The following is a 16,202-nucleotide window of genomic DNA, read 5'->3' as shown; positions in this document are numbered from 1 at the left end:
AAGCCCCCTCGGGGGGCGTCCAGCGGGCGAGGCCGGTGAGCGGGGCGGTGGTGGGCGGGGTGGGGCGGCGGTCAGGGCTCCAGCTGCGGGAGGACCTCGCGGGCCAGGAAGTCGAGGTGGTCGAGGTCGTGGAGGTCGAGGATCTGGAGGTAGACGCGCGAGACGCCCTGCTCGCGGAGGGCAGCGAGCTTGTCGACGACCTCGGCGGCCGTTCCCGCCAACCCGTTCTCGCGCAGCTCGGCGGGCTCGCGCCCGATCGCGGCGGCGCGACGGGCGACCTCCGCGTCATCCGCCCCCGCCGCCGCCACGAACGCCGCCGAGTAGACGATGCTGTCGGGGTCGCGACCGAGCTCGGTGCACGTGCGGCGCACGTTCTCGAAGAGGCCGGGCAGGGTTCCGGGATCGGGGAACGGCACGTTGAACTCGCTCGCATACCGCGCGGCGAGAAGCGGCGTGCGCTTGGCCCCCTTGCCGCCCACGATCACGGGCAGCGGCGACTGCACGGGCTTGGGCAGGGCCGGCGAGTTCTCGAGCGAGTAGTGCTCACCCGAGAACGAGTACGTCTCCCCCGGCTCGGTGGCCCACAGGCTCGTGACGATCTCGAGCTGCTCCTCGAGCAGGTCGAACCGCTTGGGCGGGAACGGGATGCCGTACGCCCGGTGCTCCTCCTCGAACCACCCGGTGCCGAGCCCGAGCTCCACGCGCCCACCCGACATCTGGTCGACCTGAGCCACCTGGATCGCGAGGATGCCGGGGTAGCGGTAGGTCACCGACGACACGAGCGTGCCGAGTCGGATGCGGGACGTCTCGCGCGCCAGTCCGGCGAGCGTGGTCCAGGCATCCGTGGGGCCGGGGCCCGGATCGCCGTCGCCCATGCGCAGGTAGTGGTCGGAGCGGAAGAACGCGTCGAAGCCGAGCTCCTCCGTGGCCTTGGCCACCGCGAGGAGTTCGTCGTAGGTGGCGCCCTGCTGGGGTTCGGTGAAGATTCTGAAGTCCACGCCTCCAGCCTAGGACGGGCCCGCCGTCAACGCCGCCGCCGCGTGGCCCGAAGGGCCCCCGCGAGCCCGGCCCCGGCGAACACGAGCGTGGAGACGAGCACGACCCCGATGGGCAGCGTCCAGTCACCCGTCGCATCGTGCACGGCCCCGACCAGCGCGGGCGACGTGGCCCCGAGCGCGTAGCCGACCCCCTGCACCATCGCGGAGAGCCGCCTCGCGTGAGTTCCGGTCAGCGACAGCTGCACGATGAGCATGAACACGATCGTGATGCCGCCGCCCTGCGCCACCCCGCCGAGGAACCCCCACGCCAGCCACGCGTCGGGCGCGAGCATCATGCCGACCGGGAAGCTGATCCAGAGCGCCGAGACAGCAGCGAACGTGATGGGGATCCCGATCCGCTGCGAGAGCAACGGCACCCCCAGCGCCCCCACCACGGCCGCGATCTGGAAGATCGACGAGCTCGTGCCCGCCGCCTCGGCCGAGTACCCGATCTCGTCGACGAGGATGCTCGGCAGCCACGCGGTGAGACCGTAGTACGAGAACGCCTGGCCGGCGAAGGCGAGCGCGAGAAGCACCGCCGAGAGGTTGCGCCACGTGCGCGGCTCGGGAGCGGCGATGGGGATGCCGCGGGTGTCGATGGCGACGGTCTCGAACGCCCCGGTCTCGATGGCGGGCTTGAGCGGACCCCAGCGCAGTGCCCCCCGCCCGGTGGCGACGAGCCAGGCGGCGGCCGCGAGCACCACGAACCCGATCCAGGCCGCGAGCGCACCCCGCCACCCGAAGGCGGCCGCGAGCGGCACGGTGGCGAGCGTCGTGATCATCGAGCTCACGTTCATGGCCGAGGTGTACGCCCCGGTCACGATCCCCACGCGCGCCGCGGGCACATCGCGCCGGATGAGCACGGGGATGACGACGTTGCCGATCGTGATGAAGGCACCCATCACGATCGTGCCCGTGAACGTGTCCTCGACCCCGCCCGCCGAGCGCACGATCGATCCGATGCCCACACCGAGGATGGCGACGGTGGTGGCGAAGTTGGCGCCCGCCTTGCCCACGAAGATCGAGGCGAACGGCGTCATGATGGCGAAGCACAGCACGGGCAGGCTCGTGAGCAGCCCGATCTGCGCCGCCGAGAGCGAGAGGTCGGAGCCGATGAGGCCCGAGACCGGGGCGACCGCCACGATCGGCCCGCGCAGGATGAACCCGATGCAGACGATGCCGGCCACGAGCACCCACGGGAAACGCGCGGAGGGCGAGTTCACCGCTCGGCTCAGTCGATCCATCGGAGGGGTGTCCTGCTCCCGTGCGCACCGCGCTCCGCCGACGGCGGGCCGTCATCGGTGAAGGGGGTGCGGAGCTGGCTTCTACTTTACGCGCGTCAACGACCTGCGGCGCACTCGGGTCAGACCCTCTACGCGCGCGAGCCGATCGCGACCGCCTGAGGCCGCGGCCCGCTTCGGCGACCGGTCGTGGCGGGCCCCGCCTGGTTCGGGATGGGCACCACCCAGCCGAGCTCCACGGGTCGGCGCCTGCGCGCCAGTGCAGCTCCCGAAAGCAGCAGGCTGAGCACGAGCATGACGGCCATGACGCCGAGGGCCGTGCCGACGGTCGACGCCGATCCGCCGGTCAGGATGGCCTGGATGCCGCCGACCGCGTAGCCCAGCGGACTGACGGCGCTGATGGCCTGGAACGGACCCGAGAGAATCTCGACCGGGTACAACCCGCCCGTGGAGGCGAGCTGCAGCGCGAGCAGCACGAGCGAGATGATGGCGCCGACCCGGCCGAACGCCGTGGCGAGCAGCTGGTGGAAGGCCGTGAACGCGAACGCGACCGCGAGCGAGAAGCCGAGGGTGGCGGGAAGTGAGCTCCACGCAACTCCGAGGGCGAGGTGCAGGAAGGCCACGAGCGGCACCACCTGGAGGGCGGCGATGATGGCCGCCCGGCCGAAGGTGCGGAGCGTGAGCCGACCGGTCGAGACCGAGGAGGCGAGCACGCCGCGGGAGAACGGCCGCAGCCACAGGAACATGGCGAGCGCGCCGAGCCACAGAGCGACGGGCAGCAGGATGGTGGAGACCACCTGGCCGATGTCGCTGACCTGGTTCTGGCTCGTCACGTCGACCGTCACGGGCTGTGCGATGACCTCGGAGGCGGCCTCGCCGTCACCCGAGACGTTCGCCGAGAGCTGGTCGGCTCCCGTGGTGAGGCCGTCGGCGAGGGTGGTGGCGCCAGCGCCGAGCTGGTCGGCACCCGTGGCGATCTGCTGCGCGCCGGGGACCGTCTGCGCGATCCCCGTGCTCAGCTGGCCCACGCCGTCGGCGAGGGTGCTGGCACCTGGGGCGGTCTGCTGCAGCCCGGCCGCGAGCTGGTTGACGCCGGAGTCGAGGCCTGCGGCACCGCTGGCGAGCTCGCCGCCACCGGCGGAGAGGGTCGCGGCTCCGTCGGCTGCACTCGCGATGCCCGCTTCGAGGGCGGGGAGGCCCTGGCCCGCTGCACTGAGCGACGCGCTGCCGGCGTCGAGCTGCTGCAGACCACCGGAGAGCCCGGCGAGACCCTCGGTGATGTAGGCGGGGACAGTCGGATCGGCAGCCGCGGCGGCCGCCAGATTCGCAGCGCCCTGAGCGCTCTGGGTCACGCCTCCCGTGTAGTTCACGAGTCCCTGCCCGAGCGCCCCCAGGCCGGTGGTCTGCGTCTTGAAGGTGCCGAGCCCGGTGGCGAGATCGCTCACACCGCCCGTGTACTGCGCTACTCCCGAGCTGAGCTGGGTGGCGCCCGAGGCGGCCTGGGTGGCGCCGTCGGAGAGCTGGCCGAGGCCGGAGGCGAGCTCGGAGGCTCCCGTGGTGGCCGAGGCTGCTCCCGTGCTGAGCTGGGTGAGGCCGTCGGCGAGCTGGGTGCCGCCCGTGGCGATGCCGTCGGCGCCGGTGGCGAGCTGCGATGCTCCGTCGGCCGCATCCGAGAGGCTCGTGCCGAGGGTGTCGAAGCTCGTGTAGATGCCGTTGACCACCTGGGCGGTGATCTGCTGGCCGAAGCCCGCCTGCACGGCGGTGGCCACGGTCGAGGCGAGGATGCCCTGCAGGTAGCCGTGCGAGTCGTCGGTCGTGATGTGGATGAGGCCCTGCTCGGGGTCGGGAGTGGCGAGCGTGTTGATGCTCGCCGAGAAGTCCTCGGGGATGGTGAGCACGGCGTAGTAGGTGCCGTCGGCGAGGCCCTTCTCGGCATCGGCCGAGTTGGTGACGTTCCAGTCGAAGCCCGTGTCGTCGCCGCCGGTGAGCTCGGTCACCACCGCGCGGCCGGCGAAGTTCACCGACTCCGTGCCGTCGGCGTTCGTGGTGGTGGTCATCTTGTCGTTGTTCACGACCGCGGCCGGCACCGAGGAGAGGTTGGTGTCGGCATCCGCGAGGGCACCGGCGAAGAGTCCGTTGACCGCGAAGGGGGTGAGCACCACGGCGAGCGCGGTGATCACGATCAGGGCGATCTTGGTGCGCCGCCGTGACCGGGGGGTGGGGATGGTGGTCGAGGTGCTCATCGGTTGCCCTCCTCGGGCAGGTCGGAGGTGCGTTGCGGGGTGCCGACGGTGGCGGGGGTGGTGTCGGAGATGCCAGGAGCTGCGGCGTCGTCCAGATCGATGCGCACGAGCGGGCGGATGCCGGTGGGGGCGTCCGTGGCGGCGTGCACCGCGTGCAGGCTCTCGGCGCCGAAGAGCACGGTGGTCTCGCGCTCGGCGATGCCGGCGACGGCCCGCACGAAGTCGGGGGTGGTGGGGTGGGCGGCGTCGTCGTCTCCGGCGTCGATCACGAGCACTCGGGCGCCGTCGGCCACACCGAGGGCCACCGTCACGAGCGACTGCGCCATGGGGCTCAGCTCGCCGAACGTGCGGTGGATGGTGATGGACCGCTCGCCCTCGATGGGCTGGAGCGCCCGGTTGACGCGGTCGACCAGGTGCTCGGCCGCTCCCTTGGGCACGGCGCGGAACCAGCCGCGGGAGAGCCGCAGCCGCTCGCCGAGGGCGTCGCCCACGGTGGTCGAGAGGTCGAGTCGGCGCGATTCGAGGTCGACGAGCGTGACGCGCTTGGCCACGGCGCCGGACTCGGACGGCACGCTGAGGCCGAGCACCTGGAGGTGCCCTGCGCTCGGCGCGATGCGGCCGGCGATCGCCGCGCCCACGAGGCGGCGGGAGGCGGTGGGCCCGGTGAGCACGGCGACGGCCCCGGCGGGGATGCGGAAGGTCGCGGGTGCACCCGCACCCTCCACCTCGAGGCGCTCGGCGCTCACGGCGTCGTCGCGACCCTCTGTCCACTTGCGCTGCTCGATGTGCTCGCGCAGGCTCTCACCCTCCACGTCGACGTTCGGCAGCAGGCGGTCGAGCCACTTGGGCAGGTACCAGGCGCGGTCGCCGAGCAGGGTCATGACGGCGGGCACGAGCGTCATCCGCACGAGGAAGGCGTCGACGGCCACGCCGACCGCGAGGGCGAGCGCGATGGCCTTGATGGGCCCGTCGCCCTCGGGCACGAACGCGAAGAAGACGAAGAACATGATGAGCGCCGCGGCCGTGACGACCCGTGCTCCCTGCTGGAACCCTATTCGGATGGCGCGCCGCGCATCCTTCGACTTGACGTACTCCTCCCTCATGCCGGAGACGAGGAACACCTCGTAGTCCATGGCGAGACCGAAGAGGATCGCCATGAGCAGGATGGGGAGGAAGCTGATGATGGGGCCGGTGGCGTTGACGTGCAGCAGGTCGGCGAGCCAGCCCCACTGGAACACGGCCACGGTGACACCGAACGAGGCACCCACCGTGAGCAGGAAGCCGAGGGCCGCCTTGATGGGCACGGCGATGGAGCGGAACACCATGGCGAGCAGGATGATCGAGAGGCCGACCACGAGGATGCCGAAGGGCAGCAGCGCGTTCGTGAGCTGCGTCGACACGTCGATGGCCACGGCGGTCTGACCGCTGACCACGAAGGGTGTGCCGTACTCGTCCTCGATCTCGCCCTTCATGTCGCGGAGGCGCTCCACGAGCTCCTTGGTCTCAGGCGAGTCGGGGGCTGTGGTGGGGACCACCTGGAAGATGGCGGTGTCGAGGGTCTCGTCGGGCAGGCCGGGGCCCACCGTGGCGACGCCGTCGACCGCTTCGAGGTCGCTGCGGATGCCCTCGAGGTCGTTCTGGATGTCGGTGGTCTGGGTGATGTCGGCCACGACCACGATGGTGCCGCTGTAGCCGGCGCCGAACTTCTCGGCGATGGTGTCGTAGGCGGTGCGGGCGGTCGATCCCTCGGCCTGCGAAGCGGCCGTGGGGAGGTTGAGGTCGAGGCTCGCCACGGGGATGGAGGCCACGCCGAGGAGGCCGACGACGGCCACGATGAACACGATCGGGGCCTTCATGACGAGGGCCACCCAGCGACCGCCGAGGGAGGGCTTGAGCGGCTTGCCTGCGGTGGCCGTGCCCTCTGCCTGGTTCGCTGCCTGGTTCGCTGCCTGGTTCTCTGCCTGGTTCGCTGCCTGGTTCTCTGCCTGGTTCTCCTCCTGGGCTTCCAGCGCCTTGGCGGCGAGGGCGCGGCGGGCTGCGCGCGATCCCGGCTTGGGGATGAGCTTGCCCTTGGCGATGCCCATGATGGCGGGCAGGAGGGTGGTGGCGATCGCCACGGCGATGAACACGGCGAACGCGGCGGCGATACCCATCACCGAGAGGAAGGGGATGCCCACGACGAGCAGGCCGAGGAGCGCGATGATGACGGTGAGTCCGGCGAAGAGCACCGCCGCGCCTGCGGTGGCGACGGATCTGGCCGCCGACTCCTCGGGTTCGAGTCCATCCGCCAGCTGGGATCTGTGCCTCGAGAGGATGAAGAGGGCGTAGTCGATTCCCACCGCGAGGCCGATCATGACCGCGAGCATGGGTGCCGTGCTCGACACGGTGGAGACCGCGGAGACGGCGATGATGCCGCCGATCGAGATGCCCACGCCGATGAGGGCGGTGAGCAGCGGGAGACCTGCGGCGAGCAGGGAGCCGAAGGTGATGAAGAGCACGAAGCCGGCGAAGAGCACGCCGATGGCCTCGGTGGGGGTGAGGCCGACCTCGGTGTTCTGGAACACCTCGCCGCCGTAGGAGACGGTCATGCCGTCGGCCTCGAGGGTGTCGCCGGCGGCCTGGAGCTCTTCGAGGGTCGCGTCGGTGACCTCGGTGGAGGGGCCGTCGAACTGCACCTTGAGCAGGGCGGTGGTGCCGTCTTCGGAGATGGCGTTGGTGGCGTACTCGGAGTACGGGGAGACGACGGCGGCGACCTGGTCGAAGTCGGCGATGTCATCGGAGAGGGTGGTGATCTCCTGCGTGACGTCATCGTCGTTCACGCTCGCGCCTTCGGGGGCCGTGATGACCACGGTGGCGGCGGCTCCGGCGGCGGAGGGGAAGAGGTTCTCGAGCTTGTCGATGGCCTGCTGCGACTCGGTGCCGGGGATCGTGAAGCTCTCGGAGAACTGCCCGCCGAGGGCGAGGCCGCCGCCGAGGACCGCTGCGAGGGCGAGGGCCCAGGCTATGACGACGTACCAGGCCTTGCGGTAGGCGAATCGGCCGATGCGGTAGAGCAGGGTGGCCACAGGGAAGCTCCTCGGGTGTTCGGTGTCTCGGGTGGTGTTCGGGTGTTCTGGTGTTCGGGTGTTCTGGTGTTCTGGTGTTCTGGTGTTCTTGCGTTCGTGTTCTGGTGCTGTGGTGTTCGGTGGTGCTGTCTCGGCTCGGTCAGACCGACAGGGGGGTGATGAGTTCGCCGACGACGTCGATGAGGGCTTCCCTGACCTCGTCGATGTCTTCGGTCTCGGTGGCGCTCGGGCGGGTGGCGACCATGATGTAGGCCGCGCCGGCGAGGGCGACACCCAGGCGGATGCGCTGCTTCGTGCTCGGCAGGTCCGACATGAAGGACTGCCCGATGCGCTCGATCAGGCCTCGTGCCCTGTCCACCGTGGGGATGTCGGACAGTGTCTGGCCCTGGTTGATGATGATGTGGGCGGCGAGGCGGTGGGCGAGCAGGAGGTCGACGAAGTCGGCGGTGAACTGGCCGCGCAGGTCGTCGGAGGTGGCCTTCTCCACGATCGAGTCGAGGAACACCTCGATCTGGGCCACCGAGGGGGCGAGTGCCTCTTCGAAGAGGGACTCCTTGGAGCGGAAGTGGTAGAGCACGCTCGACTTCGAGTAGCCGGCTGCGTCGGCGATCTGCTGCAGGCTCGTGCCGGTGTAGCCGTGCTCGGCGAACATCTCGAGGGCGATCGCTCGGATCTCGGCCGCGACATCGGTCTGCGGGCGGGCGATCGGGTGGGGAGTGGGCACGGTTTCGAGCGTAATCTGACCGATCGGTCAGCGCCTGAACGATCGGTCAGATTCCAAGCCACCTATCAGCATCGCCCACCCCTCAGGCTGCCCCCGCCACCCCGGCCGCAGCGCGCGCGCGGCAAGGCGCGCAGGCGCGGTGGCACGGAGGCACGGAGGCACGGAGGCACGGAGGCACGGAGGCACGGCGCCCCGGAAGGCGACCGTCCGCGGCAGGGATCAGAAAGGTGGCGGATCGGCCGCAGGACGCGAGGGCGGCGCGGCGGAATGCCGGATGGGTGGCGCGGTGGGTTGCTGAGTGGGCGGGGTGGCGGAATGCCGGGAGGGAGGGGTCGTGGGGTGCTGGGTGGGTGGCGCGGTGGAGTGCCGGGTGGGTGGGGTGGTGCGGTAGGTGGCTCCGAGGGGGGAGCGCCATTCGAGTTCGCGTGATCCTGGTGGGGCGCCGGGTGGGCGGGTGACTTTCCAGCCGCCATTGTGCTTCAAGTGGTGGTGGCTGGTGCAGAGGTGGGCGAGGTTGGAGGCGGTGGAGCGGCCTCCGAGGGCCCAATCCTCGGTGTGGTCGAGTTCGCAGCGGGCGGCTCGGCGGCCGCAGCCGGGGAAGCGGCAGTGCTCGTCGGCGACGATGAGGGCTTCGCGGAGGGCGGCGGGGATGCGGTAGCGGCCGGCGACCTCGATGGTGTCGCCCGTGCCCGGGTGCACGAGCACCTTGAGGAAGGTGGGGGCCTCCGCGGCCAGGCGTCGCGCTAGGTCGGGGTCGATGGGGCCGTACCCGTGCAACTTTGCGTGCTCATCGAGGCTCTCCTCGCCAGCGTCGCCTTCGCATCCGACCATCGTGGCCGCGGGGACGGTGACGATGATGGTGGGCGTGAAGCCGAGGGCGCCGTCGGTGCGGCCGAGGATGGTGTTGGCGAGGATGTCGGAGCGGAGCTGCGCCTGGGTGCGGGGCTCCGCGTCGGAGCGGGCTGCTCGAGCGGCCTGGTCGAGGACGTCGTGGATCGCTAGGGCATCAACTGCGGGCAAGTGGTGATGCAGGGTGGCCATGCCATCTCGCTCCGCATCGAGCCAGACAGCCCGATCCTCGTATGCCTTCTTCGCGCGCTGGCTGATGGAGTCGGGGTGGTGGGTCTCACGGAGACGGCGCGCGGCGTCGTCGAAGCGGGCGGCGTTGCACTCCTTCGCCCGCTGCAGGACGGCCTGCTCGAATGAACCTCGTGACTCCGCCGGAAGCGAGGTTGCGTGGGCGACCATCGATCGTGCGTGGGCGTAGGAGATCTTGCCTGTGCCGAGTTCGGCGAGGGTGTCGGGCAAGTCGTTCGCCAGCGTTTCTGCGTCGGTGATCAGGCGGACGATCGTGCCCTCGGAACGGCGTGCTGCTGTGGCGACCTCGGACTTCACCAGGCGACGAGCCCACTCACGGCCATCCGGAGTCAACGACCCCGCGAGGATCTCCGCCCTCGCCTCACACGCCTCGACCGCCTGAGCGAGCGCCTGGGCCTGGCGGGCTTGCAGTGCGGCGATCATCCGATCCGCTCGCGTGAACCTGACGACCGCCATGCGGAACTTCTCGTCGCACCGCTCGACGGCGTCGCTACCCGTAGTGGGTGTCTCGGAGAAGATCGGCTTCATGAGATTTATTCAATCACCAGCCACTGACACTGAGACCGACCCAGCCATCCGGCCAGGAGGCGAATGGGGCTGCCGCGCGCTACGCGCTTGCCCGAGATGGGATGGGTTCGGTCATGGATTTTGAAACATGATGGAAACAATTCGGTAATCAAAGGGGTCAAAGTGATCTGTTTGAATGGCGGGGCCGGATAGTCCGGGCCGGGCCTGTCGGGGTCTGGTGTCAGTGCCCTCTAGGAGCAGCATGTCCCTCACCGTTGCCGGACTTCAGCACGGCGGCGTCGCCGGCGATGTCGAGGCCAACCTGCGCATCGTCGCCGAGGCCGCCCACGCGGCCCGCGAGGCGGGCGCCGGACTGCTCGTGACTCCCGAGATGTTCATCACGGGCTACAACATCGGCGACCGGCTGGCCGAGGTGGCCTCCAAGGATCTGCCCGAGCGCGTCGCCACCGTCGCCCGCGAGGCGGGCATCGCGATCGCGGCCGGTCTGCCGATCCCCCGCGATGGCGGCCTGCAGAACGCCGTGGTGGTCGTCGACGAGAACGGCGTCGAACTGCTGCGCTACGCGAAGACCCACCTGTTCAGCGACCTCGACCGCACGCTGTTCGTGGCCGGCGACCGCCTGCCCGATCCCATCGAGCTGCACGGCGTTCGCCTGTCGTTCCTCATCTGCTACGACGTCGAGTTCCCCGAGACCGTGCGCGCCGCCGCCGACCGGGGAGTCGACGCCGTCATAGTCCCCACCGCCCAGATGGCCCCCTACGCGCACATCGCCGAGAAGCTCATCCCCGTTCGCGCCTGGGAGAACCAGGTGCACGTGGTCTACATCAATCGCAGCGGATCGGAGGGCGAGCTCGACTACGTGGGACTCAGCAGCGCCGCCGCCCCCGACGGCACGACCCTCGCCTCCCTCGGCGGCACCGACACCGAGGGCCTGCTCCTGGCGACCATCGATCCCGACGCCGTGACCCGCGGCCGACGCGAGAACCCCTATCTGCACGACCGCCGCCCCGAGCTGTACGGAACGCCGCACCCTGCGTCGTAACGCACCCGAACATCCCCGCAACCCGCATCCCGCACCCCGCACCCCGCACCAACATCCCCATCCCTCCCCCGAAAGAAGCCCATGACCATCGACCCCATCCCCCCGACGCGCCCCACCGCCACCACCACGACGGGCAGAGCAATGACGCCCGCCCGCCTCGACGGCCAGCTCGGCACAGGCGCCATCGTCTTCATGGTGATCGCCGCCGCAGCCCCCCTCACCGTGATCGGCGGCAACGTGCCCCTCGCCGTGGGCAGCGGCAACGGCGCCGGTGCCCCCGTGGGCTTCGCGCTGGCCGCGATCATCCTGCTCGTGTTCTCGGTGGGCTTCGTCACCATGACGCCGTTCGTGAAGGAGGCGGGCGCGTTCTTCTCCTATGTGACCGCCGGCCTCGGATCCCGACTCGGTCTCGGCTCGGCCTTCACCGCCCTCGTGGCGTACACCGCCATCCAGGTGGGCGTCTACGGCTACCTGGGCTGGGCGGTCGACGACCTCGTGACCTTCTTCGGCGGCCCCGCCCTGCCGTGGTGGCTCTACTCCTTCGCCGTCATGGCCCTCGTGGCCGTGCTCGGCTACCGGCACATCGACCTGAGCGCCCGCGTGCTCGGCGTCGCACTGGCCCTCGAGATCCTCGTGGTGGTCGTGCTCGACATCGTGATCTTCGCCACCGGCGGCGAGAGCGGCATCGCCGTGGAGACCTTCGACCCGTCGATCATCTTCACCGGCGGACTCGGCGTGGCCGTGCTCTTCGCCCTCACCGGCTTCATCGGCTTCGAGGCCACGGCCGTGTTCCGCGACGAGGCCCGCAACCCCGAGAAGACCATCCCGCGCGCCACCTACCTCGCCGTCATCATCATCGGCGTGTTCTACGCCGTCTCGTGCTGGGCCCTCGTGACCGGCGTGGGCGCGGGCAACGCCGTGGCCGTGGCCCAGCAGACCCTGGCAGGCGAGGGCAACATGCTGCTCGACACCGCCACCGAGTACCTCGGGCCCATCATGCGCGATGTCATCCAGGTGCTCCTCGTCACGAGCCTCTTCGCGTGCGTGCTCTCGTTCCACAACGTGATCGCCCGCTACCAGTTCAGCCTCGCCAACAAGGGAGCGCTGCCCGCCTTCCTCGGCCACCGCAGCGCCAAGCACCACTCCCCCACCCGCTCCTCGATCGTGCAGACCGTCACCGCTGCCGTGGTGCTCGCTGTGCTCGCCCTCTCGGGACTGGATCCGCTCGTGGGCGTCTTCGGCTCGATGGCCGGCGTGGCCACGGTCGGCATGGTGCTGCTGATGCTCACGACCTCTGTGGCCGTGTTCGTGTTCTTCCTGCGCCGCCCGTCTCTCGCGGCCGGCCGCGCCTGGGGCGCCAGGGTCTTCCCCGTGCTCGCGGTCGTGGGCCTCATCGCCGCCATGGCGCTCGTGCTCTCGAACTTCACCCTCATCACGGGCGGCAGCGTTCCCGTGAGCGTGACGCTCGCACTGATCCCCGCGGTCGCCATGCTCCTCGGCATCGTGATGGGCGGGCGGTTCCGCCTCGATCGTGAGACGGTGGAGACCTCGGAGGCGACCTCCGCGACGCCGCCCGCGCAGTAGCGCCACGACCGAGACGAGGCCACCGATCAGTTCCTCACCGCAGGCACCCGGGCAGCCGCCCGCGCAGTCGCAGGCACAGGCACAGGCGCAAGCGCAAGCACTGGCCGCGCCGCAGCTCGCCGCGATCCGCCGCACCTCGGCGGTCGACACGGTGCGTGCCCGCATCCAGCTCGCCGTCGACCTCGGCATGCTCGCGCCGGGCCAGCGGCTGCCCACCCCGAGGGAGTCGGCGGAGGCGCTCGAGGTGAGCGAGATGTCGGTGCGTCGCGCCTACCGCCTGCTCGCCGACGACGGCCTGGTGGTGAGCAGGCGCGGCAACGCGGGGGGCACGTTCATCGCGGACCGCCCCCCGCTCGCCGCCGGCACCGCGGTGGCCCCCGCCGTGACCGCCTACCGCTCCGACGCCGAGCACGTGCACGGGCTCATCGACCAGCGCGCCGCCCTCGAGGCCGGGCTCGCGGCCCGCGCCAGCGGAGTGCGCGACCCCGACCAGCTCGACTCCCTGCGCGACCTGGTGCAGCGGATGCGCGACGCGGCCGACTGGGCGGAGTTCCGGGTCGCAGACACGGCCTTCCACGCCCTGTTGGCGCAGGCATCCGGGCTGCCCGCCGCCGCCGCGCTGCACCACCGCCTCTCGCACGAGCTCTACGCCTACTTCATCCCGTACCGCCTCGACTACCTGCGGGCCTCGAACGAGGAGCACGCCGACCTCGTCGACGCCCTCGAACGGCGCGACGCCGGTGCGGCCGCCGCGCTCGCCTTCGCGCACGTGCACGAACTGCACGACTCGATGTACGTGGGCCTCTCCGGCGAGGGCGAACTGAGGGAAGAACGGATCGTCGAAGAACAGATCGCTGAAGAACAGATGACTGGAGAACAGATCGTCGAAGAACGGATCGGCGACTAGACACTCTGGCACCGCCGCGGCGAGCGCCCCGCCGCAGACTGGAGGCATGATCTCGAACGCATCCGTCAGCCTCGCCGACCGCTCCACCGTCTTCCACTCCTGGTCGGCCCAGGGCGCCCTCGCCCCGCTCGCCATCGCCGGGGGCAGCGGATGCACGGTGTGGGACTTCGAGGGCACCGAGTACCTCGACTTCTCCAGCCAGCTCGTGAACGTGAACATCGGCCACCAGCACCCGACGGTGATCGCTGCCATCCAGGAGCAGGCCGCACTGCTCACGACCGTCGCTCCGGCGCACGCCAATGAGACCAGGGCACGCGCCGCCAGGCTCGTGCTCGATCGCGCCCCCGAGGGCTTCGAGAAGGTGTTCTTCACCAACGGCGGTGCGGATGCCAACGAGAACGCGATCCGCATGGCCCGCCTGTACACGGGTCGCGACAAGGTGATCTCGCACTACCGCTCGTACCACGGCAACACGGGAGCGGCGATCGTGGCCACGGGTGACTGGCGCCGCATGCCGAACGAGTACTCCCGCGGGCACGTGCACGTCTTCGGCCCCTACCTCTACCGCTCGGAGTTCTGGGCCACGAGCCCCGAGCAGGAGGCCGAGCGGGCGCTCCGCCACCTCGAGCGGGTCATCCAGTCGGAGGGCAGCGACACCGTGGCCGCCATCCTCCTCGAGACCGTCCCCGGCACCGCGGGGGTGCTCGTGCCGCCGCCCGGCTACCTCGCCGGGGTGCGCGCACTGGCCGACAGGTACGGCATCGTGCTCATCCTCGACGAGGTCATGGCGGGCTTCGGCCGCACCGGCGAGTGGTTCGCGTTCGACGCGTTCGACGTGGTGCCCGACCTCATCACCTTCGCCAAGGGCGTGAACTCGGGCTACGTGCCCGTGGGCGGGGTGCTCATCTCCGAGCCGATCTCGCGGCACTTCGACGACCGGGTGTTCCCCGGCGGGCTCACGTACTCCGGGCATCCGCTGGCCGCCGCGAGCATCGTGGGCACCCTCACCGCCATGGCGGACGAGGGCGTGGTGGAGAACGCGCGCACGGTCGGCGCGACCGTGATCGGACCTGCGCTCGAGCGGATGGCCTCCCGGCACGAGGTGGTGGGCGAGGTGCGCGGCAGCGGCGTGTTCTGGGCCATCGAGCTCGTGGCGGATCGCACGACGCGGGCGCCGCTCGACGCCGGGGCGATGGGCCGGGTGAAGAGCGGGATGCTCGAGCGGGGGCTGCTGCCCTTCGTGGCGGAGAACCGCATCCACGTGGTGCCGCCGGCCGTGGTGACGGCCGCAGAGGCCGAGCGCGGGCTCGGCATCATCGACGAGGTGCTCGGCACGGTCTGACGTCGCAGTGCTCGCCGCGGTTCACGTGGTGGCGCTCAGGCGGGCGACGGGGTGGCGGGGTGGCTGGGTGGCGGCGGGTTCTGTCAAGCCCGCGCCGGGCGGCTTCGGGCGACGGATGCTGGGAGCTGACGACTCCGAGGAGAACAGCATGACGACTGCACGCGACATCATGACCGCCGACCCCGAGGGCATCCGGGAGACCCATACGCTGCGCGAGGCCGCCGTGCTCATGCGCGATCTCGACGTGGGGGCGCTGCCTATCCTCAGCGAGGAGGGGCGGCTCGTGGGCATCGTCACGGATCGGGACATCGTGGTGGGCTGCGTGGCCGACGGCGGAGATCCGGAGTCGGTGCTCGTGGGCGACCTCGCCGACCGCGAGCCGGTGACGGTGGAGGCGGATGACGACATCCGCGAGGCTCTGCACGCCATGCAGGAGCACCAGGTGCGGCGGGTGCCCGTGCTCGAGGGCGGGCGGCTCGTGGGCATCATCAGCCAGGCCGACATCGCGCTGTCGCTCTCGCCCGCCGAGACCGGGGAGACGGTGGAGGAGATCTCGGAGTAGCCGCGAGCTCAGTGGCTCGGCTCGGTGGCCCAGCTCTGGGCTCGGCTCAGTGGCCGAGTTCGATGAGCAGCACGCCGCCCACGATGAGCACGATGCCGAGGCCCATGAGCCAGGTGAGCGCCTCCTTGAAGAGGATGCGGCTCGCCACCGCGGTGAGGGCCACGCCGGCCGCGGCCCAGATGCCGTAGGCCACCCCGAGTGGCACACCCGCCCCGAGAGCGAAGGCCAGCAGGGTGAACGCCACCACGTAGCCGATGCCGACGGGCACGTACCAGACAGCTTTGCCGTGGGTCGCCATCCGCAGCGAGAGCGTGCCGCTCACCTCGAACAGGATCGCGCCCACCAGGAACAGCCACCCCATCAGATGCCCTCCGGATCGGCGGAAGTGGCGAGACTGGGGGAAGTGGCGGCCGTGCCCGCGTGGCCCGCGGTAGCGGCGGTGCCCGCCGGGGCGGTCGCGGCGGTCGCGGCGCGTTGGGATCCGATCTCGACGGCGAGCACTCCCGCCATGACCATCGCGATGCCCACGAGCATCACGGGAGTGAGCGTCTCACCGAAGAGCAGCGCCGCGAACCCGGCGGTGAGGGCCACGCCGAGTGCACCCCACACCCCGTACGCGACCCCGAGCGGCATACCGGCCCGCAGCACGAACGCGAGCAGCACGAACGCCGCCAGGTAGCCCGCGACCACCAGCACGTACCAGCCGGGGTGGTCGAGCGCGGCCTTGAGCGAGAGCGAGGCCGACACCTCGGTGAGGATCGCCGCGCCCAGCAGGAACCACTTCTTCATGGGGCCATCCTGGCAGGGCGGGGCGCTCGACAGGGCGGGG

The 16,202-nt window shown here is 70.7% G+C and carries 13 protein-coding genes; 5 read left to right on the top strand and 8 right to left on the bottom strand.

Features of this window, described 5'->3' with window-relative positions; genetic code table 11:
* Window positions 1-71: 71 nt before the first annotated feature.
* The 6 genes from ACEXQC_RS10795 to ACEXQC_RS10770 form a co-directional block, all read right to left on the bottom strand.
* Entirely contained in the window at window positions 72-998 is a 927-nt protein-coding gene (locus tag ACEXQC_RS10795) for an LLM class F420-dependent oxidoreductase (protein ID WP_374821594.1), read from the bottom strand.
* A 26-nt stretch (window positions 999-1,024) separates the two neighbouring features.
* Window positions 1,025-2,281, bottom strand: a complete 1,257-nt coding sequence (locus ACEXQC_RS10790) for an MFS transporter (protein ID WP_374821591.1) — start codon at window positions 2,279-2,281, stop codon at window positions 1,025-1,027.
* A 128-nt stretch (window positions 2,282-2,409) separates the two neighbouring features.
* On the bottom strand, window positions 2,410-4,521 hold the full coding sequence (locus ACEXQC_RS10785; protein ID WP_374821588.1) for a YhgE/Pip family protein: 2,112 nt from the start codon (window positions 4,519-4,521) through the stop codon (window positions 2,410-2,412).
* Window positions 4,518-7,586 carry an MMPL family transporter gene (locus ACEXQC_RS10780; protein ID WP_374821586.1) on the bottom strand — a complete coding sequence of 1,023 codons (3,069 nt, stop codon included), beginning with the start codon at window positions 7,584-7,586 and terminating at the stop codon, window positions 4,518-4,520. Before ACEXQC_RS10780 ends, ACEXQC_RS10785 begins: the two co-directional genes overlap by 4 nt.
* A 139-nt stretch (window positions 7,587-7,725) precedes the next feature.
* The gene (locus ACEXQC_RS10775) at window positions 7,726-8,310 is read right to left on the bottom strand and encodes a TetR/AcrR family transcriptional regulator (RefSeq protein ID WP_374821584.1); all 585 of its coding nucleotides are present in this window, start codon (window positions 8,308-8,310) and stop codon (window positions 7,726-7,728) included.
* A gap of 219 nt (window positions 8,311-8,529) precedes the next feature.
* A complete protein-coding gene (locus ACEXQC_RS10770; RefSeq protein ID WP_374821582.1) occupies window positions 8,530-9,936 on the bottom strand; it encodes an HNH endonuclease in 1,407 nt (468 codons plus the stop codon).
* A 241-nt stretch (window positions 9,937-10,177) separates the two neighbouring features.
* Between ACEXQC_RS10770 and ACEXQC_RS10765 the strand changes: the two genes are divergently transcribed.
* The 5 genes from ACEXQC_RS10765 (at window position 10,178) to ACEXQC_RS10745 (ending at window position 15,373) form a co-directional block, all read left to right on the top strand.
* Window positions 10,178-10,978 carry a carbon-nitrogen hydrolase family protein gene (locus ACEXQC_RS10765; protein ID WP_374821580.1) on the top strand — a complete coding sequence of 267 codons (801 nt, stop codon included), beginning with the start codon at window positions 10,178-10,180 and terminating at the stop codon, window positions 10,976-10,978.
* A gap of 81 nt (window positions 10,979-11,059) precedes the next feature.
* Window positions 11,060-12,562, top strand: coding sequence for an APC family permease (locus tag ACEXQC_RS10760; RefSeq protein ID WP_374821577.1), 1,503 nt, complete (start codon window positions 11,060-11,062; stop codon window positions 12,560-12,562).
* Window positions 12,563-12,713: 151 nt separating this feature from the next.
* Complete coding sequence (locus tag ACEXQC_RS10755) at window positions 12,714-13,469, top strand: FadR/GntR family transcriptional regulator (RefSeq protein ID WP_374821575.1); 756 nt, start codon at window positions 12,714-12,716, stop codon at window positions 13,467-13,469.
* A 46-nt stretch (window positions 13,470-13,515) separates the two neighbouring features.
* On the top strand, window positions 13,516-14,811 hold the full coding sequence (locus tag ACEXQC_RS10750) for an aspartate aminotransferase family protein (protein WP_374821572.1): 1,296 nt from the start codon (window positions 13,516-13,518) through the stop codon (window positions 14,809-14,811).
* Window positions 14,812-14,959: 148 nt separating this feature from the next.
* Complete coding sequence (locus ACEXQC_RS10745; protein ID WP_374821569.1) at window positions 14,960-15,373, top strand: CBS domain-containing protein; 414 nt, start codon at window positions 14,960-14,962, stop codon at window positions 15,371-15,373.
* A 46-nt stretch (window positions 15,374-15,419) separates the two neighbouring features.
* Here the strand turns inward: ACEXQC_RS10745 and ACEXQC_RS10740 are convergent, their stop codons facing one another.
* On the bottom strand, window positions 15,420-15,734 hold the full coding sequence (locus ACEXQC_RS10740; protein WP_374821566.1) for a DMT family transporter: 315 nt from the start codon (window positions 15,732-15,734) through the stop codon (window positions 15,420-15,422).
* The gene (locus ACEXQC_RS10735) at window positions 15,734-16,162 is read right to left on the bottom strand and encodes a DMT family transporter (RefSeq protein ID WP_374821564.1); all 429 of its coding nucleotides are present in this window, start codon (window positions 16,160-16,162) and stop codon (window positions 15,734-15,736) included. The genes ACEXQC_RS10740 and ACEXQC_RS10735 overlap by 1 nt, the downstream gene beginning before the upstream one ends.
* Window positions 16,163-16,202 lie beyond the last annotated feature (40 nt).

Origin of the sequence: Herbiconiux liukaitaii, from assembly GCF_041927495.1 — a bacterium.
Classification (GTDB): Bacteria; Actinomycetota; Actinomycetes; order Actinomycetales; family Microbacteriaceae; genus Herbiconiux; species Herbiconiux liukaitaii.
Note: the sequence above shows the minus strand (reverse complement) of the source record. Positions and strands in the feature narration are given on the sequence as shown.